The following is a 22,452-nucleotide window of genomic DNA, read 5'->3' as shown; positions in this document are numbered from 1 at the left end:
GCGCTTCATGTGCAGACTACTCCCGCGCCGAACTATCAAATCTCAGATTACGAACCAACGACCAACCATCGTTCTCATTCTGAAGATAGTTGGGCCTATTCTTCCGAAACAGGACGGGCCCGTACTGTCCAGGACCAATGTGATTATTGGTGATCGAGATGCCGGATATTGGACTGTCGTTAAACTTCCCGTCGGAATAGATCGTATAGCTGCCGCCCGCCAGGAGATTGTCCTCGATTACGACGTTGGAGACCGGTCCAAATTCGTTGTCAATCATGATAGCGCTGGCGGCGCCATGCGAATTGATGATCGTGTTGTGCCGGATGACCACGTCGGAAATTCCGCCATCGATCTGAATACCGTCATAGTGCGGGGCGCCGCCGGCATCGAGATCGTGAATGAAATTGCCCTCGATCAGGTTTCTATTTCCAGTCAGCACGATGCCATTTTCGACGTTGGAGATGTTGTTGCGCAGGAATGTGCCCTGCCCCATGATGCCCTGGTTTCCGTTGCCATCAGGGTCCGCGCCCAATCCATCGATCGTGCAATCCCTCACGACAATTCCGGTTTGGTGTGGATCGATTTTGATGACGGCCCAGGCGTTTGCCGAGATACGTGACATCTCGATGGTCACGTTGTCGGCGCTGATGGTAACACCGCCATGGATATCTAGGCCTGAAATAGTCGTACCTCCAGAAGTGACCGTAAGCGGCCCGGATCGCTCCAGCTTGTGATCACCGGGCCCTGTACTGGTTGCATCGGGCCAAGATGCGGACAATCGCGGCTTCGCCGGATCGTTCGGCTCGAGTGCCAGGCCTGTCGCAATCTCGAATAGGGAAACCCAACCAACAATGAACGCTGTGGCGAGCACACCGCGTCCCCATCGGCGCTTACAGCCGCCTGCCGTCGATCCGGCACTGCCGGCGGATACCATCATCATCACGCTGCTTCGGCCCTGTATGTCTGATAGCCGTTGACCCACTCTCGGCGGCGCTTCCAGACTGCTCCCCAGTATTCGGCATTCCTTCGCCATTCCGAATTTCGCGCTACCGCAGCCGCCATTCCGTAGCCGCACCAGCGTGTGAGCGGTGCAATCAAATGCAACACATGGCCGATCGTCCGCGCCGGCCAGCCAAAATGGCGATTGATCAGCGTCATCCGCCCCTTGAACACTTTGACCCGCTTGTCGACAGGCACGATGTCCGATGCGCCGCCATAGTGGACGATGGTGGCGTCAGGCGTGACGGCGGGGTGCGCCCCCAATGAGCGTGCACGCTGGCAGAGGTCCGCCTCTTCTCCGTACATGAAGAATATCGGATCGAAGCCTCCGAGCTTGTCCCAGAGCATTCGGTCTATCAGCAGAAAACAGCCCGTAACGATGTCGACGTGCCGCTCGGTATCTCGGTCCCACCCGCCATAGGCCTCGGAATTGAAAATCGGATTTTCCCGGCCGAAATATGTAAACCCCAGCGCAAAGCATAACAAATTCCACAGGCTCATTCTTCGAAAGCAGGACGTACGGTTGAGGCTGCCATCCGGAAAGAGCGTGCGTCCGCCCCACACATGAAATGAAGGATTTTCTTCGGCAAACTCGACCAGGCGATCGATCGCATGGTCAAGAATGATCGTGTCCGGATTGAGTAGAAGTATTCGTCGACCGCGCGCCTCCTGTACGGCCATATTGTTGGCGCGACCGAACCCAACGTTGTCATCCAGCGCAACCAATTTGACCTCAGGGAATTGACGCGAGATCGCAGCGGCACTGCCGTCGGATGAGTTGTTGTCGACAACGATTATTTCATAGCTCGCAGCCAATGTTTCCACGACAATTGACGACAGGCAGTCGAGCGTGATGTCTCGGGTATTGTAGCTCACCACAATGATCGAGACATCCAGCTGGCTGCCCGATCCCAACGGCTTTTCACCACCGAAAGCGTTGCTCATCGTAACTCTGCTCCCTTAAGAGCTCTCCGTCTGATGCGGACTACCGCCTTCAAATCGGGTGTATACGCGCCTTCGCGCCGCTGCACTGAATCAGCTTCAAGGTTCTCCATCACATTGTTGCGCCGCTCGTATTGTCGCGCCGCAGCGGGGATTACGAGACGCTGCCGACGGGCAAAGGTCCGGAGGCGCGAGGACACCCAATTGAAGACCGGTGCCTTTTGCCTCAGCGCCGGCTCTTCGACAAATCGCCAAGAGGCGTACGCCAGAATAAGAGTCGCGAGTGCTGCGAAAATGGCCAGCCGCCAGCCGGCCTGAAGATCAAACATCGTCACCATCGCCAGTATGACTGGCGAATGGATCAAATATACGCCATATGACAGATCGTGCTTGAGCGGCACTCGAGCGGCGAGGTCGGAAAGTCCGAAATACACCACGACGTAGGGTATGCATAACGGCAGCACGACCGCACTGAATCCTCCGGCTGCGCCAACCAATGCGAGTCCCACAGCCAGCCCCGCCCAGAATCCCGATAACGGAATTCTGTCGCCGTAGAGATAGAGACATGTGCCGGTGATGAAGTAGATGAAGAGACTGATGAAGTCCACGAGGCGTTGCGGACAAAGGGCGTGCAGCGAAGGAGCGAACGCCAGCGCGACATAGGCAAGATAGAACAGGCCCCAAACAACCAACGTCAGCACGCGACGGCCTAGAAATCCGACGACGCTCAGCACTACCAGCGCCGCATATGACCAGATCTCGATATTGAGCGTCCAGAGCGGGCCATTGATCTGAACTTCATGTCCATACCGCACGACCCCGGGCAGGTAGTGAGACATCAGCGTGACGGCGTTTTTCAGGTACGAGTAGAGTTCGGGGCTCCCAAAATAGTCAGCCAAGGAGTAAGTCGTGAGGGCGGGGCCCAACACGAACATAGACGCGACGACAACGACGAAAAGTGCGGGGAAAATCCGCAACGCTCTATTCACTGCGAACTTAACCAAGTCGCCCGATCGAACCAGGCCCGGTGCGAGCAGGAAGCCACTTACGCAAAAGAAAATAACGACTGCAAACAGACCGAGCTGAATGAAACCGCCGCTGAACTGATAGAGAACGTCATTGACGCCCCACCACGCGTGGTGAGCGAGGACTATCAGCGCGGCCACAAGCCTGATCTGGTCAAAACCAGGTCCTCGGGCTGACACGCTGGCGAGCCGGTCACTGATCGTCGCTCGCCGGATCAAAGACATCGAATTCTCGCGCAAATTGATATTAAAGCATTATCCCGACGAGATTATTAAATGTCAAAAGAAATTAAACAATGATTATATTTAATGCATGAACCACGCGGAGCATCGAGCTGCCTTTCAATCGGAACCCAGCACCTGCGGTTCGACGGCGCGGCCATCTTTCCCTGCTTTTGAAGCGATCACGACGATGGACTCAGCGAGCGGAAGTGAAAGAGCCCTCGGCATTATCCCTGCAAGAACTGACGTCATGCCAAACAGGCCATCACCGCGACGCGCTGGAATTCCGAGCACCTTGTCAACGTGCAGTCCCGCTGCGGCGCACCACTTCCTCAGTTGCCGAGCCGACGCAAAATGGACTCCAAAGACCTGATATTTGCTGGACCGTTTGGATTGCCTCGCCGCCCGGAGGTAGGATCGAAACGCCCTCGGAGACCTCATGTTGGGCATTTGGATGACGGCAACCGATCGCTCGTGCATGAACCACCGTAGCTGCTGGAGCAGCTTCTGCGGATCACGGGCGAGGTGCAGGAGGTTAAGGCAAATGACACAGTCGTATGCTTGGCGATGCCTTCGTTCGGCACCATTCATATCTCCGTAGATCATTTCGATTCCGTTCGCGGCCGGACCGGCCACGATCACGGGATCCAGAGGTATTGCCACCACTCGCAAACCGCCGGCCTGCAGCCGCTTTTCCGTGCCGCCGGAGCCGCAACCGACCGAGAGAACACTGCGCGCAGCTGTCGGCACCAGAGACACGATTTCGTCTGCCGCTGGCTCATAATAGTCCTTCGAAAAAGCTGCATGCCGGAGACGGGTTTCCGTTGGCAGCAAGGAGCAGGCATCGTACATGCCTTCGGCGACTTGCATCAGAGCGTCCGTCTGCCGGCGAAGCTCTTCTGCGCCGACACCCATCTGACCGATATAGCGGTTGGACAGGTGGTGTACGGTAAAATCCTCCAGACGGGAGATCGGGACCAATTTGGTCAACCCGCACTGGGTATACGGATCTGTTGCTGCTGTGCAGGCAAGATCGTACTTACCTTCATGCGGAACAACGTCGAATCCCCCAGAACGCAGCGCGTTACGGAGCTGCTCGCGCGTCAGGACAAAGCAGGCAGCGTGCTCATTGGTGAAATGCGCCAGAACACAATCGCCCCGCCGTCTGACCGAGGAAGGATCCCAGTGAAAATGAGCATGAACATCGGGGTAGTTTCGGCGGCCATCTTTCCCAAATTCCACCCGTAGAAAACCGGCAATCTCGTTCCCGGACATGAATGGTGTCACTTCGAGCCAAGCGCGGATGTTCCGCTCGGTGACCAGGATGTCGTCTTCCGAATAAATGAAGAGGTCGTATTGGTCGCAGCGCTCTGCAAACAGCTTCTTGTGTGCGAATGGCAAAGACCACGGATTCTTGCTGGGCAGCCCGACAATACAATCTGTTCCGAGCGAAGCCCGTTTGTCGAGATTTGAGAGCACGACGATATCGACGGCGAATGCCATCGACCTATATTCCTTGACGACACGTTCTAGATGAAGATCATTGGTGCTCCCATAACTCGCAATTGCGACCAGCACACGAGGCGGAGCGTGGGCCGCCCGCCTCACCGCCTCCTGAGTGACATGCGTATTCATCGCGCCCGCCAAATCTTGGTTTCAGGGATTACGCTGCTGCAAATATGAGAAACATATCTCCCAAGCTAAACATTTTATCTTTTAATGTCGACATTATTATTGATTTAATTTAAACGCTGTTCCACCATTGAAAAACGATGTGAATTCCGTCGAACATCCCCGACCGAGGCAGCCACCCTGAGGAATCATGCCGGCATGAAGGTGCTGATCTACCCACATTCTATGGAGTTGGGAGGATCACAACTCAATGCTTTGCAGCTTGCCGAGGCAGTTCAACATCTCGGTCATGATGTGACTGTGGCTTCCGAACCTGGTCCTCTCCTGGACAGGGTGAGGGAGGCGGGCCTTAGGCATGTCGAATTTCCGCGGCATCGGGCCCGGCCGTCGCCCACCGTCGGCCGCATGCTGCGCAGTATCGTCAAGGAAGGTTCGATCGATGTGGTGCACGGCCATGAGTGGCCGCCCATAGTCGAGGCCTTTCTGAGCCTAGCTCTATCGAGCAGGGCCGCCGTGGTCGGGACGGTTATGTCGATGTCCGTGCCGCCCTTCCTTCCACGCAACACTCCCCTGACTGTCGGCACAGAAATGATCCGGCAAGCCGCCCTCGCGGCTGGACATCGAGACGTCACCCTGCTCGAGCCACCGGTCGACACGATATCCGACCACCCGCTGCTGGATGGCTCCGGTTTTCGCCTTGCTTACGGAATTGCACCTGACGAGATAACGATCGCGATGATCTGTCGGCTGGTGCCGAACCTTAAGTTGGAGGGTCTGCTTTCGGCCTGCGACGCCGTCGGGGCGATGGCCCTCGACGGGCGGCCCGTGCGGCTGATCATCATCGGTGACGGGCCCGCGCGGCCCCTCGTCTCCGAGCGCGCAGCCGGGGCCAATGCCGCAGCCGGCCGAACAGCAGTCGTGCTCGTGGGTGAGATGTCGGATCCACGCCCGGCCTACGCTGCCGCGGACATTATCATCGGCCAGGGAGGTTCGGCCCTGCGAGGCATGGCGTTTGGCAAGCCGCTGGTGGTCATTGGCGAGCACGGATTCAGCGAACTCTTGACGCAGGAGACTGCCCCGATTTTCCTACGACAGGGCTGGTACGGCCTCGGCATGGGCTCTCGTGGTGCCGGCGCAGAGGCACTTCGATCGGCTCTCGAGACCGCCCTCACCTCTGCACCGCTCCGTCGTGATTTGGGGGCATTCGGGCGCCGTTTGGTGGAACACCGCTTCAGCCTTGAGCACGCAGCACGAGCGATTGAGCAGATTTATCTGCGCGCCGTGCGCAACAAGCTATCTACCCAACAACGTTTCGCAGATGCCACTCGATGCGTTGCCAGCGTTGCCGGCTACAAGCTTCAGCGGAAGTACCGGCGATGGATTGGTTCGGCTTCCGGGGAAGACGACAATGATCTCGCTCGAATCTCTGCCGTTCTATCCACAGCGCATCACGCGATGAAACCAATCGCCTCTCGAACCGATATGGTCGCGTCGGATACGGCCCCAGAGATATCCCAGCACCCCGATCGCTGACCTGCTACACGGCGCGTCGTAGTCTCAGCGGGCGAGTTCTGCCCTTACAGCGGTCGCGACGCGCTCCTGATCCTCGTCACTCATCTGTGCATAGAGCGGCAGCAGGATGGCGTGATCCTGAGCGAGCTCCGATTGCCGCAGAACATGACGCGGCTTCAAGCCAGCATAAGGCGCTTCGCGATGCGAGCACATAATGCCGCGGCGCGTGGCGATTCCCTGATCGAGCAACGATTGCATCATCGCCCGCTGGTCGATTCGATCTGGCAAACGTACACAATAGCTCTGCCAGTTCGACCGGGCCCATTCCGGTTCGAAAGGCAACCGCAGTCCCTCGGTATTGCCAAGCAGTTCGACGTAGCGAGATGCTAACCTGCGCCGTCGAGCAATCAGCTGCGGAAGCCGCTCGAGCTGTTTGCGCCCAATCGCCGCTTGTATATCGGTCATTCGGTAGTTGTAGCCGACAAGGAGGTATTCCTCGAAGATGACGCGCGGCGAGCCGTGACGCACACTGTCCGGAACGCTCATACCGTGCTGGCGCAGGAGCCTGAACTTGCGATCGAGCTCAGGGTCTGCGGTGGAGAGCATTCCGCCCTCGCCAGTCGTCATTACCTTCCGGGGATGGAAGGAGAAGCACGCAATGTGTCCATGGGGCCTGCCGATCGGCTGCCACTCCTCGCCTATCCGGATTTGCGAGCCGATCGCACAGGCCGCATCCTCGATCACGGTGATGCCGTGGCGATTTGCCACGGCCAAGAGCGCGGCCATGTCGCAAGGCATACCCATCTGATGGACTGCGATGACCGCTCGGGTTCGCTCGGTAATGGCTTCGGCTAGCTGCCGGCAATCCAGATTGTATGTCTCCGGATCAATATCGACAAACACCGGAGTAGCGCCCTGATATCGGATGGCGTTCGCGGTCGCGATGAAGGAGTGACTGACCGTAATCACCTCATCGCCGCTACCAATTTCCAACGCGGCCAAGGCGAGCTGCAGGGCGGTCGTGCAATTCGCTACGGCACACGCGTGCGGGGCACCGACCTGGGAAGCGAACTCGCGCTCGAATGCGGCGACCTGCGGCCCTTGCGAGAGCCAGCCCGATAGCACGACTTCGCGGGCAGCGTCAGCCTCCGTCTCGGCCAGAAGGGGTGCCGCAATCGGAATCACGACGCCGCCGCCTGTCCTTGACGGACCGTCGCGTCACGTTCGGTGCGCCACCATTTCACCAGGTCTGCAAGACCCTGCTCAAGTGAAACCGCGGTGCGGAAGCCCAGCAGGCGCTCCGCCTTGCCCGTGGATGCCAGCCGACGCGGGACCGGGTTGACCGAGCGCTCAGGTGCCAATTCGGGCGCGAGGCCGCGGCGCCCCATCACCGATGCGAGAGCTTCAGCGAGTTGGATCAAACTGGTCTCGGTACCGCTGCCGATGTTAAAGACCTCATCGGTAACCTTTGCCCTGGCCGCGAGAATATTGGCCCGCGCGACGTCGCGGACGTGCACGAAATCCATGGTTTGATGGCCATCACCAAAGATGATTGGACACAACCCTGCTTCGAGCCTCTCCATCCACCTGATCAACACTTCGGTGTACCGCCCGTGGATATCCATGCGGCTGCCATAGACATTAAAATAGCGAAATGCCACGTAGTCGAGGCCGCTTACATCATTGAAGGCCCGCAGCAGCCCTTCGTTAAACGCTTTGGCCGCGCCGTAGAGAGTTCGGTTATTATACGGATTTTGCCGCTCGGTCGTTGGAAACTCCTCGGCCATACCGTAGACGGAGGCGGACGATGCTGCGATGATCTTCTCGATGTCGTATTTGGTGCACAGCTCGAGCAGGTCGAAGGTGGCGTCCACCATGACTTCTTTGGCAAGGCGCGGTTCGGTTGCACAATGAGTGATGCGCAGGGCAGCCTGGTGAAAGACGATATCGGCGGACTTGACCAACGCCTCCATCAGCTTGCGATCGCGTATGTCGCCATGAACCAACCGCACCGGTCCACGGCCGAGCGCCCGCCGTACATTTTCAGGCCTGCCCCTGACCATGTTGTCGAGGGCGACGATTTCGATGCAGCCCTCGTCGCAGAGCAGATCAACGATATGCGAGCCGATGAATCCCGCCCCGCCGGTGACCAGAACCCGTTTTCCCTTGAGATCGATCAAGACGCTCTCCTATTGTGGGACCTTGCCATGAGGTCTTGTGAAGTTTGGTCTTCGGCGCTAACCGGCCGGCTGGAGGATGATGTCGCCAGACACGCCAATGTCGATACGACTTCGGCCACCTGTTCCGGCAGCAACTCTGGATAGACCGGAAGTGAAAGGAATTCGTTTGCAAGCATCTCGGTGACAGGAAGATCGCCGGGCCGATAGCCGAGTTCCGCATATGCCTTCTGCAGGTGCACCGGAACGGGGTAGTGAATTCCGGCGCCGATGCTCGCCTCACGCAACCTCTTCAGGGCCTCCTCGCGCTGCGGCAACCTGATCGCATACACGTGGTAGACGTGGCGGCTGTGCCAAGGCGGCTCGGGGTGAGCGAATGGAAGGCTCGATAGCAACGCATCGTATTGCCGGGCGATCGTACGTCGCGCCTCTGTCCAGGATTCGATGTGACGCATCTTCACGTTCAGTACCGCGCCCTGAATGCCGTCCATCCGATAGTTGTATCCGGCGATAACGTGGTCGTATTTTGCCTCCTGGCCCCAATCGCGCAGCAATGCCACGCGGCGCGCGAATTCGGGCCGGTTCGTTACGACTGCTCCTCCTTCGCCAAATGCGCCCAGATTTTTGCCGGGATAGAAGCTGAAGCATCCGAGATCGCCAATCGAGCCGGCGCGGCGGCCCCTGTATTCCGCACCGTGGGCCTGCGCCGCGTCCTCAATGACCACCAGGCCATGGCGACGGGCGATCGACATGATCGGATCCATCTCGGCCATCAGTCCGTGAAGGTGAACGGGTAGGATCGCTTTCGTTCGCGGCGTTATCGCGGCCTCGATGGCGGCTGGATCCATTGTCCATGTTGCCGGATCGACATCGACGAACACCGGCTTGGCGCCGCTGTAGAGAATGGCCGCGGTTGTCGCGACGAACGTCATCGACACGGTGATGACTTCATCGCCCGGTCCAATGCCTGCCGCGAGCAGCGCCAAATGAAGCGCCGATGTCCCACTGTTCACTGCGCGACAATGGGCCGTCTGGCAATAATCCGCAAAACGTTGCTCGAACGCCGTCACCTCCGACCCCTGCACAAACTCCGCACTGTCGATAACCCGTGCGACTGCCGCGTCGATGTCGAACTTGATCTGGCTGTATTGGGCTTTCAAATCCAGAAATGGTATCAATGTATGACCTCAGAGCTTGTCGAGATTTAAAATATTTAAACTATTATTATTCTAATTAATCAAGCATTAAATCGGCGCAATGGATATCGAGGACTCAACTCGTAAAGATGGTTTATGGAGCTGTTTGAGATATGCGGTCAGTCAACGTCGTGTTTTTCGCGGAAACAACGCGAGCCGGCACTCCCGCAACAATGGCTGCCGGCGGCACATCCTTCGTTACCACCGCTCCGGCGCCGACCAATGCGCCGGCCCCGATCGTCACACCGCATAGAATTGTAGCATTCGAGCCAATGGACGCTCCCTTCCCCACCTGGGTGCGCTGTAGCGTCCAGTCGGAAGCCCCCTGAGGACGGCCATCGGACGTGGTCGCCTTCGGATGCTTGTCGTTCGTAAACATAACGCCATGGCCGACGAATACCTCGTCCTCGATGATTACACCTTCGCAGATGAAGCTGTGTGACGATATCTTGCAGCGAGCACCGACAATTGCGCCAGCCTGGATTTCGACGAACGTGCCAATCCTGCTCTCATCACCGATTTCGCATCCATATAAATTGACCAGTTCGGGATGGAGGATGCGGACGTCACGACCAAGCTTGACGTCTTGCGTTATGGGCATGTTTGAACTCCTAGTTATACGGCTACGGGTATCGGGCGCGACGGCCCTGGAGCGACTCGACCAGACCGATTGCAGCCCGATGAAGTTCATGCAGCAGCGGGTGTCCCGTGATAACCAGCCCCAGCCACCAACATAACGCGACGGCGACGCCCCCTGACATCAAAGCGACAACGGGCGCGAGGCTCTCCGCCTCTGTCAACGTTGCACTTATAATCACACCGGATGATGCGATAGCCGTTACAATTCCGCTCTTTAGCAGAGCACGCGCAAATTCTCCGGGCCTGAAGTTGAGATGGCGCCCGAGAAAATATACCGCCACCGCGGCTTGGAATGGCAACGTCAGGATCGCCGATGCTGCCACCGCCTCTACGCCCAGGAACGATGCCCCGAAAATGACGAGAAGCGATGGCGGAAGCGAGATCAGAGACGAGATCAGCGCATCATGTACCCTTCCGACGGTAACGAATACCGGGTAGGTCAGGCAGGCAGCGAACAGCGCCAAGCTACCGACACATAGAAGGCGCACCACCGGAACGATTTCCAGCCAGGTCGGACCAAGCCAGAGCAAAACGATAGGCCGCGCCATGACTGCGACAAAAATCATGAACGGCCATTGTACAACAGAGAGCAACTGAACGGCGTCAAGGTAGACGGACTTCAAGTCGCCTCCGGCCTTGCTACGGGCGACAACCGCCGGCATGATTACAGGGCTTAGGACCTGCGTGACCAACTTGTCGAACACTTGCGTCAAGGCGGTCGCCCGGCTGTACAGACCGACCGAGGCGAAGTCGAGAATCTTTGCCAGAAACAGCTGAGGCGCGAGGCCGTAGAATACGTTAACGACGCTAACCGCACCGGAATAAAGACCGAAGCCGACGATCTCACGGCAATCGAGCAGCGACGGGCGCATCGCGCCAAAATCGCGCCGCCACATCAGCAGCATCAGAGCTAACATCGCGTTGCCCGCCACGCCACCCCAGATCGGCGCCATGTAGCTGAAGTCAGCAACTGCGAGGACGACGGAAACGGTCGCGACCACCATACCGGCTATCAGATTGCAGATCGCCAGCACGCCGAATTCCATCTCTCGCCGGAACAGCGCCGATATGGTTCCGGAAAACGGCAACAGGAGAAGATTGAGCGCAGAAACCTCGATGCCGCGCTTCAAGCTTGGCATCTCGAATAGGTGCGAAAGCGGTTGGGCAAGCGCAAATAGAGCCATGGCGGCCGCCGCCGAGATCACCATAGTAATCGTGAACGTGGTCTGCACATTTGCGCGCGTCAATTCTCGCTTCTGAACCAAATAGCTCGCACCTGCAAACTCCTGAAAACAAGCAGAGATCACCGATATGATGGCGTTCGCAACCGCATAGATGCCGAACTCCGACGGCGACAACAAACGGGCAAGCACCGCGGTCACGACAACGAAAAGCAGAAGGCTGGCGTAGCGGTCGAACGCCGAAAACAAGATCGAACGCTGTACTGAGCTCATTGCGCTGCTGCCACACCTGCCACGATGAGATGCTACGTCATGGCACCATTATGCCGTCGCTCTGGTGCGTTCCGGAATTCCGCGCAACCGTTTGAGGAATATGGGCGCGCCTCGCTGCGCGATAGAAAGCGATGCAGCCTCCAGCACCTCGATCACCTGGAGGCTCGAGATCCCGTCCGAAATCGGCTGCGCGCCCGTACGCACACACTCGACAAAATGCTCGACTTCCGTTTGCAGCGCCTCGGTCGGCGCGATGTGGGGAGCCCACATGTCCCCGGCACGATAACCGATCCGAAATTGATGCGCATCTTCGGACGGCGCGTCGAGTGTAATTCCTTTGTCGTAGACCTTGATCTTTTCGGTCGGCTCGAGGTCGTCATAGACAATCATCTTCTTGCTGCCGCCAATGAATGTCTGCCGCACCTTGACCGGCGAGAGCCAATTGACGCTCACATGGGCCACGCACGCATTCGCAAAGAACAAGGTGATGTGAGCCATGTTCTCCGGCGATCCGGCGACGTGGCACGATCCCGTCGCCGACACCGCGATTGGCTCCTCATCGAGAATATAGCGGATGATTGAAATGTCGTGCACCGCTAGATCCCATATTACGTTTATATCCTTTTGGAACAAGCCGAGGCTCGATCGGGTGCTATCGTAATAGTAGATGTCCCCGAGCTCTTTCTTCAACAGGAGCTCACGAATCTTTTGAACTGCCGGCGTGTAGAGAAACGTGTGATCAACCATCAACGTCAAACCGCGCCGATCGGCTTCATCGATCAACCGGCAGACAAGGTCCGCGCTTGGCGCAAGGGGCTTCTCCACCAAAACATGCTTCCCGGCCCTCAATGCCGCAAGGGCCAGATCGTAGTGTGTATGCACCGGGGTCGCGATGGCGATTGCGTCAATCTCGGGGTTTTTCAGAAGCTCTTCATAGTGCTGGGTCGTCACAATGCCCGGATAGAGACGATTACTGACGGCCAGCTTGCCCGGATCGAGATCGCTCACGCCGACAACGCGGGCGGCGGGGCTGCCCGCAAAGTTACGAACGAGATTCGGCCCCCAATAGCCGTACCCCACAATCCCGATTCCCAGTTGGCTGCTTGGCATGCTGTCCTCGGCGTTGTTCTGGGTTTAGACCTTGATCTGGTTTGGCTGGTGGTCGAACAAAATGGCCATCACGTCCGTGCTGGCATGTCCTGCCATATGCCTCGCGTGTCCACGACATCGAGATGACGGCGCTCTGCCAGCGGCACCATCTTGAATTCATCATGGTCGACAAGAAGAACTGCGATTTCGCAACTGCGCAGCGCTTCGTCGATGCTCATGAACGCAACGCGATAGTCCGCGAGCTGAGGTGGGAGACGCCGCAAATTCGGTTCGACAATTTTGATCCGTTCACCATATTTCGCGGCTAGATGGGTCGCGATCTCCATCGCCGGGCTTTCGCGCAAATCGTCGACGTTGGCCTTGAACGCCAGTCCACAACAGGCAACGTTTGCATACGGATGATCGTCGATCAGCGCCTCAATGCGCTCGATGACCTTTTGCGTCTTGGCATTATTAACTTCGCGGCTCGTCCGCATGACGCGCGCGAGATCCGGCGCGGAATCAATGATGAACCAGGGGTCTACTGCGATGCAGTGCCCGCCGACTCCCGGCCCTGGCCGCAGTACATTTACGCGCGGATGACGGTTAGCAATATCGATCACCTCCCAGACATTGATGTCGAACCTGTCGCAGATCAGCGAAAGCTCGTTGGCAAATGCGATGTTGGTGTCGCGGAAGGCGTTTTCCGTCAACTTGACCAGCTCGGCCGCGCGCGCCGTGGTGCCAACGCAGGCGCCGCGAACGAACATCTTGTAGAAGCGTTGAGCGCGCCTTGTGCAGGCTGATGTAATCCCGCCGATGCACCTGTCATTGTTGATGAGCTCAGTCAAAATCCGTCCTGGCAGCACGCGCTCCGGACAATAAGCGACGTAGATCGCTCCGTCTTCCTTGCCGTTGACGCCGATATGCAAATCGGGCCTGCGTTCGCCAAGACGTTTTGCGATACCCTCGGTAGTTCCGATCGGCGAGGTCGATTCAAGAATGACGAGGTTGCCAGGCACCAGAAGGTCTAAGACGCTCTCGACGGCGGCATTCACGCTTGACAAGTCTGGCCGGTTCTCGCGATCAATCGGGGTAGGTACCGCGATGATGAAAACGTCGGCTGGCTCCGGTTTGTTCGACGTCGTAAGCACACCGCTCGATACGACCTTGGATACGAGGCCATCGAGGTCGGGCTCCGCGATGTGAATCTTGCCGCTCGCCACTGTATCGACGATACGTTGATTGGTGTCCACACCCACCACCTTGAGCCCCCGGCTCGCAATCAGGGCAGCGGTCGGCAACCCGATATAGCCAAGCCCAACGACACAGACTTTCTGAAATTCAGGCATCGAGAAGGACTTTCACAATCCGCTCGCTAGCATGCCCGTCCCCGAACGGATTATGCGAGCGCGCCATGGCGGCGTAGGTTTCGTCATCGTCCAGAAGGCGGAATGTCTCCGCAACGATCTTGTCGTAGTCCGCTCCGACCAAGCGAGCCGTGCCCGCTTCCACTCCCTCCGGACGCTCGGTCGTCTCGCGCATCACCAGGACCGGCTTCCCGAAAGTCGGCGCCTCCTCCTGTACGCCGCCCGAGTCGGTCAGCACCAAGTGAGATAACGACAGGAGGCTCACAAAGTCCGTGTATTCCTGAGGCGAAATAAGAACGACCCTCGGGTGGTCCGCGAGCCGAGACGCGAAAACATCGCGGACATTCGGATTCGGGTGGACGGGAAGCACAATAGCAACGTCCTCCCTGCGCAGGATCGTCTCTAGTGCATTGACAATGTTGGTAACACCGCCCCCGAAATTCTCCCTCCGATGGCAGGTCACCAGGATAATACGGCGGTTCCCGTGGCGTTTCTTGATGCCGTCCCAACGACAAGAGAGTTGTGGGTCGGCTTCGACCATGGCTTTCGCGAAGATGAGAGCGTCGACCACGGTATTTCCGGTGACGTGAATGCGGTCATCGGAAACGTTCTCAGAGCGCAACGCGCTCGCGGCGCGCTGTGTTGGTGCAAAATGCTGATCGGCGATCGACCCGACGATCTTTCGGTTCACCTCCTCGGGCCAGGGAGCGAAGATGTCTCCACTTCGCAGTCCGGCTTCGATGTGCGAGACCGGAATACGATGATAATACGACGCCAGCGCACCCGTCATGGCCGTCGCGGTGTCGCCCTGCACAATAACCCTGGTAGGCTTGACTTTGTCCATAAGCTCGCCGATTTCCCCGAGCAGCCGGGCGGTGAGATGATCCAGGGTCTGATTGGCCGTCATGACGTTCAAATCAAAATCCGGGACCACTTTGGCCAGCTTCAGGACTTGATCGAGCAACTGCCGGTGCTGTGCAGTCGCACAGATGGTTATGGTAATGTCCTTGCGCTTTTCGGCCTTAAGTCGGTTGATGACTGGAAAGAGCTTGATTGCCTCCGGTCGGGTCCCGAGGAGAATGAGAAAATGCTTGTGCACGCCTCACCCTCCAATCCGGCTGGTACCCGACGGAACCGTGCCGAGCGCTCCAAGCGAACGTCGAAGCGCCTGCCGCATAACGGCCGGCGCAAGAATGCCTGCGAACAGCGTATTCGTCCTGGCGTATCGCCACCACATACGCCCGGGCTCCTGATAGATGCGGTACAGCCACTCGAGACCAAGCTTCTGAATTTTTATCGGAGCGCGTTGAACGGCGCCCGCCAGAATGTCGAACCCACCACCCACACCCATGATAAACGGCACACCGAGATCATCGCGATGGGCCGCGAGGAAGCGCTCCTTCCGGGGTGTCGGCATGCCAATGAAGAGACAATCGGCCCCGCTGGATTGGATGTCCCGGACGACCTCAGTCTCCTGGTCGCGCTTGAAATAGCCGTCGTGTAGGCCCGCAAAGACGAGTGAAGGATGCCTCTCGCACGCGTGTTCCATTGCCTGCCGCAGGACGGCGGGAGTAGCCCCCAGGAAATAGGGCTTGAAGCCGTTCTGCGCGCACACCGCGAGCAGCTCAATGAGGAGATCCACGCCCGTGACGCGCGAAGTAGCCGGGAGGCCAAGCGCACGAGCGCCCCATAGAATTCCCATGCCATCGATGCTGACGACGTCGCTATTGGCGACATCGGCCGCGAGCATGGGATCGGATCGCATATTGATGAATTTGGCGACGTTCAGCGCTACATGCTGCAGCCTGCGGCGGGTGCGCATGGCATTGCGCGCCAGCTCGACTGTTTCTGCCATCGTCAGAAGGTCGACGGGGCACCCCAAGAATGACGCACGCATGGGAAAATCCTCCAAAAACATCACTTGGTTTAATTTAGATTTAAGTTTATTAATCCAAATATAGCTGGCAACCATTTAATAGCAAGTTTTAAATTATTAAAAGCCAGGCGCCTAAATCGACACTGAAACGGCAGAGCTGCAGCGAAAGGAATCGCTGCAAACAGCCCTGGAAAATTAAATAATGAAGGGATTATCAGCGCATGATTTCGGTGATTGTTCCGCACCTCAACCAACCCGCCGCGCTGGAAGCCTGTCTGTGCAGCTTGGACGTCCAGAGCCTGTCTCGGGATCTGTTCGAGATCATCGTGGTGGACAACGGCTCTGCCACGCCTCCCGTAGACGTTATTGCCGCCCATCGTAGCGTACGGCTGCTGCATGAGTCGCAGCCGGGGCCCGGGCCGGCGAGAAACGCCGGAGCCGCGAATGCGCGAGGGGACATTTTCGCCTTCATGGACGCGGACTGCCGCGCGCATCCCGACTGGCTCACCGCTATTGATGAAACGTTTCAGCAGGCGGGGCCAGGAACCATTCTTGGCGGGGAGGTTCGGATTTGGCCGCTCGCCAAAGGACGCTTAACGGCGATCGAAGCGTACGAAAGCGTTTTCGGCTTTCGTAACCGCCTGTACGTTACGAAGCACGGTTACTCGGTGACGGCGAACCTTGCTGTCCGCCGTGCTGACTTTGCGGCTATCGGACCGTTCCCGGGCATCCAGTTCGCGGAAGATATGCAGTGGGGACAACTGGCAATCCGGGCTGGCCGCCAATTCCGCTATGTTCCGGAGATGATCGTGCTCCATCCTGCGCGGCGTTCCCTTCAGGAGCTCTATGCCAAGTGGGACCGGCAAATCACGCACTACCGCAACATGGCGCAAGGCAGACGCGGCTGGCAGATCCGCTGGTTCGCGCTCGCGCTTCTCATCTTCGGGTCGCCGGCGGTTAGCGCGATCAGCGTTCTGACCACCAGCCGCGTCCGGGGAATAAGCGATCGAGTCAAGGCGATCGCCGTTCTTTGCGCCGTCCGAAGCCATCGGACCGCCAAGATGCTGGCGTTGCTCCGTGGCCAGAGCGCTGTCATCTGGAACCGCTAGCGTACCGGACGCCCAGGCTCAGGTTCGCCATCGGACGGTGGCGGCATTTCCTCGAAGGCCGCATGGTGGCTTAGATTCCGCAGGTCGGTACGCCGGCCGAAGGACCACAAGATCCAACCAAGTTCGTAGCTGCGGCACTCGAGCCGAACTCCCACGCTAGCGCTGTCGATCAGCGTCTCCTGCCCGGCTCCGAGCCAGGCGTTCTTGAGCGCTCGCAGCACCCGCGGTGCCTTGGTCTTCAATTCACGCTCGCGAACCTGCGAGCGGATGGTCAGGTTCAGTTCGGGCACGAGCATGGATCGTGCAAGCTGGTTCTGACCAAGCACCCAGTTGAATCCCTTAGTAAGGGCGTCCCGCGCTCCCCGCCGCTCATAGCGCTCCGCCCATTCCAGCAATGCTGGGGCCATTCCATACTGATGGACCGAATAGACTTCGTAGAAATCAAGCACCCGGCCGTTCAGCGCATCGAAAAACCAAGGCCATTCGCCTTGGGGGCCTTGAAGCGCCATCAGATTGCGCACACACTTATCCGCCATGACAAGCGCGGAGGCGTCACCCGCGAACTCGCCGTAGTGATAGCAAGCGAGCGAGAGATAGGTCTCGGTCGCAAATGATGCGAAACGGCGCCGAAACCCGAATGGCGCGTCGAAGAACAATCCGGAATCGCTACCGAAACGCTCCCTGAGGAAGCGATAGAGCGGTTCGGCGAAACACGCCCACTCCCTTTCGCCAGCCTTGGCTTGAGCCACGACTCCCGTCAGCAGCATACCTAGGTCCTGCGCGCGGAACGAATTCCACCGTGCCTGGTCCGAAAGGATTTGTTTCAATCTGCGATTCACTTGCTCCGGAATCGGAAGGCCGAGTTCGGCGGCGGCCCACAAAGCCATACCAAAGGCATAGGTGCGCACGGGAAGGGCGGTGAGGTTCATAGCATTTCGATGGAATATCTCAGAGAGATCAATACCGTTTGGCAGATCCGCAACCCGCGACATCCCAAGCAGCACATTGAGGGTATAAAACACGTCGCTATGCGGTACCGACTCGTTTGCCGAAGCACGACCGTCAAGGTGATAAATGTGCGACCAACGGTGCTCTTTAGGTAACCAACAGCGCTCCAACCCCTTGAGCGCGTAGTTCACCAGCGGAGAGTTCGCCGACGGCCTGTTCGCCGTAGCAGGCATCACCAGCTTAACACTACTATTCGGACTGTTCATGATTGCAAACCCAGCTGCCAGGTCAATATTCCCGAATGCTTTCATCCAGGCCGCGGATCAAGGGATAGAGGAAGTACGAAATGATCGTGCGCTTTCCGACCTTCAACTCCGCCGTCACCGCCATACCAGGAATCAGTTGAACACGTTCCGACGGCAGCCGAAGGTGCGTGTCCCGCAAATCGACCAGTACGCGATAATAGGGCGCTGGCGCGCGGTTCGCACCTTCGGCCTTCGGGTCCGGTGAGAACGAGTCCTGGCTGATGACTCGTACCTCACCGGTCGCCGTACCGTATTTCTGGAATGGGAATGCCTCGAATTTGATCCGCACGGGCTGCCCGACCGCAATCTGCCCGATGTCCTTGCCCTCGATCCTGACCTCCGCCTGGAGCGCCACATCGCGAGGGACCAGCACGAACAATGTCTCGGCCTCGCGTACGACCGAGCCGATAGTTCGGTTGGCAACCTCGAGCACCACAGCGTCGGCCGGGGCCTGCAGTACGATCAACCGACGGCGGAGCTGCACCTTCTTGAGCTCCTCCGCGGCCCCGTCGCGCTTCGGCATGGTCTCCACAAGCTCCTGATAGGCCGTCCGCCGAAATTCTTCTGCGAATACTCTCTGATCCGCGCGTGCCTTTTCCAAACGATGCGTGTTATCGACGATGCTGCCGCGAACGCGAGCCATATTGCTCTCGACCTCAAGCCGCGCATCTTGGGAAAGCAGGAAGTTCAGCCTTGAGCCGACTTCCTTGGCCATCAACGCGCTCCTCATGGCTTCGATAGAGCGCATCGTGTCCAATCGTTGACCCAGCAGATCCTCCTCGTCGTGTGCAGTCTTCAGATTGGCTTGAGCGGACGCGATCTGAGCATCATAGTTTTGGATTTGGGCCTCGAATGCGGTCCTACGCTGCATAAACACCTTGCGTTGCAGGACCTGGTCGGAATCGGCAGGATCCACAACGACGTACTCTGAACCATCCAACTCCGCCTGAATCCGGTGAATGGAGGCGTCGAAGGCGGCGACCCGGCTGCGCAATTGATCAAGGTCAGCCTGCGAAAATGTCGGATCGAGCGTCGCCAACACCTCACCGCGGTTAACGGAGTCACCTGCCCTGACATGAACATCCCGGATAACCGAGGTTTCCAGCGGTTGCACAACGAGGTTGGGACGCGTGGTAGTCAGCTTGCCCTGCGCCGTCACGACCGTGTCAACACGCGAGACGCATGCAAAAACGACCCCGGCCGCTATCGCCGCTACAACGCAATAGAGCGTGATCCGGCCTACGCGCGGCGGCGTACGTTGCTCGATCTCCACGGCATCTGACTGAAACTCCGCCAGGACGCGCGGCTCTATCGGCGCTCGCCTCAACAGTCCCCGCCTCCGCCGTGCAACCGTCGGAGACCCCGCTCTGTCGAACCCCGCTGCAGCTTGCGAATTCTTGGAGGCGGTCATGCGACCTGCCTCATCTGCTGATTCCAGAGATGCCTGTAGATAGTGCATTTCGACAGCAGCCGATCGTGACGGTCGACGTCGACGATCCTGCCTCGGTCAATTACCAGAATCTGGCTCGCGTCTGACAACATGGAGAGCCGGTGCGATACGATGATGACGGTCCGTCCCTCCGCCATACGGCGCAAGTTGCGGCGGATGATCGTTTCACTCTCGGAGTCGAGCGCGCTGGTCGCTTCGTCCAAGATCAGAATACGCGGATCGACGATCAGCGCGCGGGCGATCGCAAGGCGCTGCTTCTGCCCGCCGGACAGGTTCGACGCCTGCTCCTCGAGCATGGTGTCGAACCCTCTCGGCAGCCGCTCGATGAACTCATCGGCGCCCGCTAGCCGAGCCGCCCTGACGATTTCGTCGAACGTCGCGTCGCGCTTCACGCAGGCAATATTCTCGCGCACGGTCCCCCGGAACAAGAAGCTGTCCTGAAGTACGATCCCGAGATTCCGCCGCAAATGGGCCAGATCCAGCTCACGCGAATCGTGACCATCGATCCGCAGCAATCCCTGCTGCACCGGATACATTCCGGCGATAAGTCGCGTTAGCGTCGTCTTGCCCGAGCCGCTGCGGCCGACAATTCCGAAGATCGACCCGGGTGCGACCGAAAACGACACATCGTCCAGCACGGGTGGACCGTCGCCATAGCGGAAACTCACGTTTTCGAACTCGATTTGACCGGCGAACTCCGGCCGCAGCCCTTCGCGGTGGCCGTCCCGTTCCTGCTGCTGGTTCATGACCTCCCCGAGCATCTTAACGGCCAGTGCAACCTCCTGATATTCGTGCACCATGGTCACCAATTGAACCAACGGCTGCGAAACGCGTCCGGCCAACATATTGAAGGCGACCAGCGCGCCAATCGTCATTTCGCCGCTGAACACATCCAGCGCGCCCAGAACGACGATGCCGAGCGTCATCATCTTCTCGAGGAAGCCCGTCACCGCCTGAGCTCCCGCCGATATCTTTTCAACACCGAAGCGCATCGAAACGGATTGCGCACAGCGATCGTCCCACGCCCTGTTCTGGGTTGGCTCCATGGCCAACGACTTGACCGTGCGCATTCCGTGCACGGTCTCAACCAGAAGAGCCTGGCGTCCGGCCTCGGCCTGATAGAGACTATAGAGCCGTCGTCGGAACGGTCCCATCAACAAGGCGACCACACACCCGCTCGCGGCGGTGAAGGCCAGTACGACGCCTGTCAGCTTGATGCTGTAGAGGGCCAGGACAGGAAGGAACACAAAGAGCGAAAGCGCGTCCAGTGCGGTCAAGAACAGACGGCCGGTCAGGAATTCGCGGATCCGACCGGCCTGCTGCATGTGCTTCACGAGGACGCCGGCAGATATGTGCTCGAAGAACGTTACGGGAAGTCCCAGAAGATGCCGGAATGTCTTGGTCGCGACCCGGATATCAATCCTGTTCGTGGCATACAAAAGCAGGTAGCGACGCAAAAAGCTGAATATGGCGTCGAAGCAAAGTGCAACAATCGCGCCGGCCGTGAGTACGTAAAGCGTCGTGAAACTCTCGTGCACAAGAACTTTGTCGATGACGAGTTGAAAGAAGATGGGAAGCGCGAGACCGAGCGCATAAAGGAAGACGGCAGCGATCGCGACATCGGAGAACAAACGCCATTCCCGTAGCATCTCCGGTACAAACCAGCGCAGTCCGAAGGCCCCGCGGGCGTCCGTTGTCCGGCGTTCGCGCTTGAACAGGATCGCCGTTCCAGACCATCGCGTACAAAACCGATCTGTATCAACAACCACCGGCTCGTGCTTCCGCTCAGCCAGCGGATCGAAGACCGTTACAGTCTCCGTACCGTCGCCCTGCGTCCCAGCGCCCATGACGACGACCCAGTTCTGGTTCGAGAGCTGAACAAGGGCCGGGTATGCTTCACCGAGATGACATAGCGCCTCCCAATCGAGCTGGGCCGATCGAGCACGAAGTCCGGCATCGTGCGCCATGCGGAGCACAAGGCTGGTCGAGACTTCCTGTTCGCCGACAGCATAGGCATGGCGCAGACGCTCCGACGGCAGGTCGATACCATGATGGGTAGCAATCCTGGAAAGGCATTCAAGTGCGGTCCACGCCGCGAAACGAACCTCGTCGTCGGACGCTGACGAGCCCGGTTCACACCGCTCGATTTCAACGGAAGTTGGTTGAGACATTTGGAGACCGCGGTTGATCCGAAACTAACGAAATGCGCTCCGCCGACGAGGAGGCTTGCGGCGTCGCTACGGTCGCCCTCGGCTGAGAGCGCTGAATGACGCCCGCGTCGACAAGCCCCTGAAGCGCGTTCTGCAGTACCTCGACGGAGTTCGCGAACGACTCCGCTGAGAAGATCAACCGCTGGAGAAAGACTTTCTTGGGCGCATTGTTGGCGTCACGTTCCGTGGGAGAAAGACTTACCAGGTCCACTCGTACGATCGATCCGCCGATTGTGACCTCGTCAATCCCGTCGGTGTAGAGTTCGTCATGCATCGGCTTGCTTCCTTGCGGCGTCA

19 protein-coding genes are annotated in these 22,452 nt (G+C 58.5%); 2 read left to right on the top strand and 17 right to left on the bottom strand.

Annotation, left to right across the window (positions count from 1 at the left end; all coding sequences use genetic code 11):
* Positions 1 to 16: 16 nt before the first annotated feature.
* The 4 genes from UP06_RS40625 to UP06_RS06970 all read right to left on the bottom strand — a co-directional run bounded on the left by UP06_RS40625 (position 17) and on the right by UP06_RS06970 (position 4,691).
* On the bottom strand, positions 17 to 940 hold the full coding sequence (locus UP06_RS40625; protein ID WP_197087136.1) for a right-handed parallel beta-helix repeat-containing protein: 924 nt from the start codon (positions 938 to 940) through the stop codon (positions 17 to 19).
* Complete coding sequence (locus tag UP06_RS06980; RefSeq protein WP_045001625.1) at positions 940 to 1,944, bottom strand: glycosyltransferase family 2 protein; 1,005 nt, start codon at positions 1,942 to 1,944, stop codon at positions 940 to 942. Before UP06_RS06980 ends, UP06_RS40625 begins: the two co-directional genes overlap by 1 nt.
* Positions 1,941 to 3,191, bottom strand: a complete 1,251-nt coding sequence (locus UP06_RS06975) for an acyltransferase family protein (protein WP_045001623.1) — start codon at positions 3,189 to 3,191, stop codon at positions 1,941 to 1,943. The genes UP06_RS06980 and UP06_RS06975 overlap by 4 nt, the downstream gene beginning before the upstream one ends.
* Before the next feature lie 117 nt (positions 3,192 to 3,308).
* Positions 3,309 to 4,691, bottom strand: coding sequence for a class I SAM-dependent methyltransferase (locus UP06_RS06970; protein WP_197087135.1), 1,383 nt, complete (start codon positions 4,689 to 4,691; stop codon positions 3,309 to 3,311).
* Positions 4,692 to 5,018: 327 nt separating this feature from the next.
* Between UP06_RS06970 and UP06_RS06965 the strand changes: the two genes are divergently transcribed.
* Positions 5,019 to 6,353 carry a glycosyltransferase family 4 protein gene (locus UP06_RS06965; protein ID WP_082078625.1) on the top strand — a complete coding sequence of 445 codons (1,335 nt, stop codon included), beginning with the start codon at positions 5,019 to 5,021 and terminating at the stop codon, positions 6,351 to 6,353.
* A 24-nt stretch (positions 6,354 to 6,377) separates the two neighbouring features.
* On the opposite strand, the gene UP06_RS06960 is transcribed toward UP06_RS06965, so the two are convergent.
* The 9 genes from UP06_RS06960 to UP06_RS06920 form a co-directional block, all read right to left on the bottom strand.
* Positions 6,378 to 7,517 carry a DegT/DnrJ/EryC1/StrS family aminotransferase gene (locus tag UP06_RS06960; RefSeq protein WP_045001622.1) on the bottom strand — a complete coding sequence of 380 codons (1,140 nt, stop codon included), beginning with the start codon at positions 7,515 to 7,517 and terminating at the stop codon, positions 6,378 to 6,380.
* Positions 7,514 to 8,512 (bottom strand): NAD-dependent epimerase/dehydratase family protein, encoded by a 999-nt coding sequence (locus UP06_RS06955; RefSeq protein ID WP_045001621.1) that lies wholly within the window; start codon positions 8,510 to 8,512, stop codon positions 7,514 to 7,516. Before UP06_RS06955 ends, UP06_RS06960 begins: the two co-directional genes overlap by 4 nt.
* Complete coding sequence (locus UP06_RS06950) at positions 8,509 to 9,687, bottom strand: DegT/DnrJ/EryC1/StrS family aminotransferase (protein WP_045001620.1); 1,179 nt, start codon at positions 9,685 to 9,687, stop codon at positions 8,509 to 8,511. Before UP06_RS06950 ends, UP06_RS06955 begins: the two co-directional genes overlap by 4 nt.
* Before the next feature lie 112 nt (positions 9,688 to 9,799).
* Entirely contained in the window at positions 9,800 to 10,306 is a 507-nt protein-coding gene (locus UP06_RS06945) for an acyltransferase (protein WP_045001619.1), read from the bottom strand.
* 22 nt (positions 10,307 to 10,328) lie between these two features.
* Complete coding sequence (locus tag UP06_RS06940; RefSeq protein ID WP_045001617.1) at positions 10,329 to 11,798, bottom strand: oligosaccharide flippase family protein; 1,470 nt, start codon at positions 11,796 to 11,798, stop codon at positions 10,329 to 10,331.
* 48 nt (positions 11,799 to 11,846) lie between these two features.
* Entirely contained in the window at positions 11,847 to 12,908 is a 1,062-nt protein-coding gene (locus tag UP06_RS06935) for a Gfo/Idh/MocA family protein (protein WP_045001616.1), read from the bottom strand.
* Between the two features lie 68 nt (positions 12,909 to 12,976).
* Positions 12,977 to 14,239 carry a UDP-N-acetyl-D-mannosamine dehydrogenase gene (gene wecC / locus UP06_RS06930; protein WP_045001614.1) on the bottom strand — a complete coding sequence of 421 codons (1,263 nt, stop codon included), beginning with the start codon at positions 14,237 to 14,239 and terminating at the stop codon, positions 12,977 to 12,979.
* Positions 14,232 to 15,356 carry a non-hydrolyzing UDP-N-acetylglucosamine 2-epimerase gene (wecB, locus tag UP06_RS06925; protein ID WP_045001612.1) on the bottom strand — a complete coding sequence of 375 codons (1,125 nt, stop codon included), beginning with the start codon at positions 15,354 to 15,356 and terminating at the stop codon, positions 14,232 to 14,234. The genes wecC and wecB overlap by 8 nt, the downstream gene beginning before the upstream one ends.
* Positions 15,357 to 15,359: 3 nt before the next feature.
* Positions 15,360 to 16,154 (bottom strand): WecB/TagA/CpsF family glycosyltransferase, encoded by a 795-nt coding sequence (locus tag UP06_RS06920; RefSeq protein WP_045001657.1) that lies wholly within the window; start codon positions 16,152 to 16,154, stop codon positions 15,360 to 15,362.
* Between the two features lie 200 nt (positions 16,155 to 16,354).
* Here UP06_RS06920 and UP06_RS06915 point away from each other — a divergent pair, with 200 nt between their 5' ends.
* The gene (locus UP06_RS06915) at positions 16,355 to 17,242 is read left to right on the top strand and encodes a glycosyltransferase family 2 protein (protein ID WP_045001611.1); all 888 of its coding nucleotides are present in this window, start codon (positions 16,355 to 16,357) and stop codon (positions 17,240 to 17,242) included.
* Here UP06_RS06915 and UP06_RS06910 read toward each other — a convergent pair.
* Genes UP06_RS06910 through UP06_RS06895 form a run of 4 tightly spaced genes read right to left on the bottom strand, consistent with a single transcriptional unit; the run spans position 17,239 to position 22,429 of the window.
* The gene (locus UP06_RS06910; protein WP_245305426.1) at positions 17,239 to 18,456 is read right to left on the bottom strand and encodes a hypothetical protein; all 1,218 of its coding nucleotides are present in this window, start codon (positions 18,454 to 18,456) and stop codon (positions 17,239 to 17,241) included. The genes UP06_RS06915 and UP06_RS06910 overlap by 4 nt on opposite strands.
* Before the next feature lie 22 nt (positions 18,457 to 18,478).
* Positions 18,479 to 19,906 (bottom strand): HlyD family type I secretion periplasmic adaptor subunit, encoded by a 1,428-nt coding sequence (locus UP06_RS06905; RefSeq protein WP_045001610.1) that lies wholly within the window; start codon positions 19,904 to 19,906, stop codon positions 18,479 to 18,481.
* The gene (locus UP06_RS06900; RefSeq protein WP_082078623.1) at positions 19,903 to 22,116 is read right to left on the bottom strand and encodes a peptidase domain-containing ABC transporter; all 2,214 of its coding nucleotides are present in this window, start codon (positions 22,114 to 22,116) and stop codon (positions 19,903 to 19,905) included. The genes UP06_RS06905 and UP06_RS06900 overlap by 4 nt, the downstream gene beginning before the upstream one ends.
* Complete coding sequence (locus UP06_RS06895; RefSeq protein WP_045001609.1) at positions 22,094 to 22,429, bottom strand: hypothetical protein; 336 nt, start codon at positions 22,427 to 22,429, stop codon at positions 22,094 to 22,096. The genes UP06_RS06900 and UP06_RS06895 overlap by 23 nt, the downstream gene beginning before the upstream one ends.
* Positions 22,430 to 22,452 lie beyond the last annotated feature (23 nt).

It is taken from the genome of Bradyrhizobium sp. LTSP857 (assembly GCF_000938285.1).
In the GTDB taxonomy this organism is placed as follows: Bacteria; Pseudomonadota; Alphaproteobacteria; order Rhizobiales; family Xanthobacteraceae; genus Bradyrhizobium.
The sequence above is the reverse complement of the archived record's forward strand: the minus strand, read 5'-3'. Positions and strand labels throughout refer to the sequence as shown.

Excerpts from the sequence above, each read along its gene's own strand:
- UP06_RS06920 (WP_045001657.1), bottom strand. The coding sequence starts at position 16,154 with ATGCGTGCGTCATTCTTGGGGTGCCCCGTCGACCTTCTGACGATGGCA.
- UP06_RS06980 (WP_045001625.1), bottom strand. The coding sequence starts at position 1,944 with ATGAGCAACGCTTTCGGTGGTGAAAAGCCGTTGGGATCGGGCAGCCAG.
- UP06_RS06910 (WP_245305426.1), bottom strand. The coding sequence starts at position 18,456 with ATGAACAGTCCGAATAGTAGTGTTAAGCTGGTGATGCCTGCTACGGCG.
- UP06_RS06935 (WP_045001616.1), bottom strand. The coding sequence starts at position 12,908 with ATGCCAAGCAGCCAACTGGGAATCGGGATTGTGGGGTACGGCTATTGG.
- UP06_RS06975 (WP_045001623.1), bottom strand. The coding sequence starts at position 3,191 with ATGTCTTTGATCCGGCGAGCGACGATCAGTGACCGGCTCGCCAGCGTG.
- UP06_RS06895 (WP_045001609.1), bottom strand. The coding sequence starts at position 22,429 with ATGCATGACGAACTCTACACCGACGGGATTGACGAGGTCACAATCGGC.
- UP06_RS06965 (WP_082078625.1), top strand. The coding sequence starts at position 5,019 with ATGAAGGTGCTGATCTACCCACATTCTATGGAGTTGGGAGGATCACAA.
- UP06_RS06940 (WP_045001617.1), bottom strand. The coding sequence starts at position 11,798 with ATGAGCTCAGTACAGCGTTCGATCTTGTTTTCGGCGTTCGACCGCTAC.
- UP06_RS06900 (WP_082078623.1), bottom strand. The coding sequence starts at position 22,116 with ATGTCTCAACCAACTTCCGTTGAAATCGAGCGGTGTGAACCGGGCTCG.
- wecC (WP_045001614.1), bottom strand. The coding sequence starts at position 14,239 with ATGCCTGAATTTCAGAAAGTCTGTGTCGTTGGGCTTGGCTATATCGGG.
- UP06_RS06905 (WP_045001610.1), bottom strand. The coding sequence starts at position 19,906 with ATGACCGCCTCCAAGAATTCGCAAGCTGCAGCGGGGTTCGACAGAGCG.
- UP06_RS40625 (WP_197087136.1), bottom strand. The coding sequence starts at position 940 with ATGATGATGGTATCCGCCGGCAGTGCCGGATCGACGGCAGGCGGCTGT.
- UP06_RS06970 (WP_197087135.1), bottom strand. The coding sequence starts at position 4,691 with ATGGCATTCGCCGTCGATATCGTCGTGCTCTCAAATCTCGACAAACGG.
- UP06_RS06915 (WP_045001611.1), top strand. The coding sequence starts at position 16,355 with ATGATTTCGGTGATTGTTCCGCACCTCAACCAACCCGCCGCGCTGGAA.
- UP06_RS06945 (WP_045001619.1), bottom strand. The coding sequence starts at position 10,306 with ATGCCCATAACGCAAGACGTCAAGCTTGGTCGTGACGTCCGCATCCTC.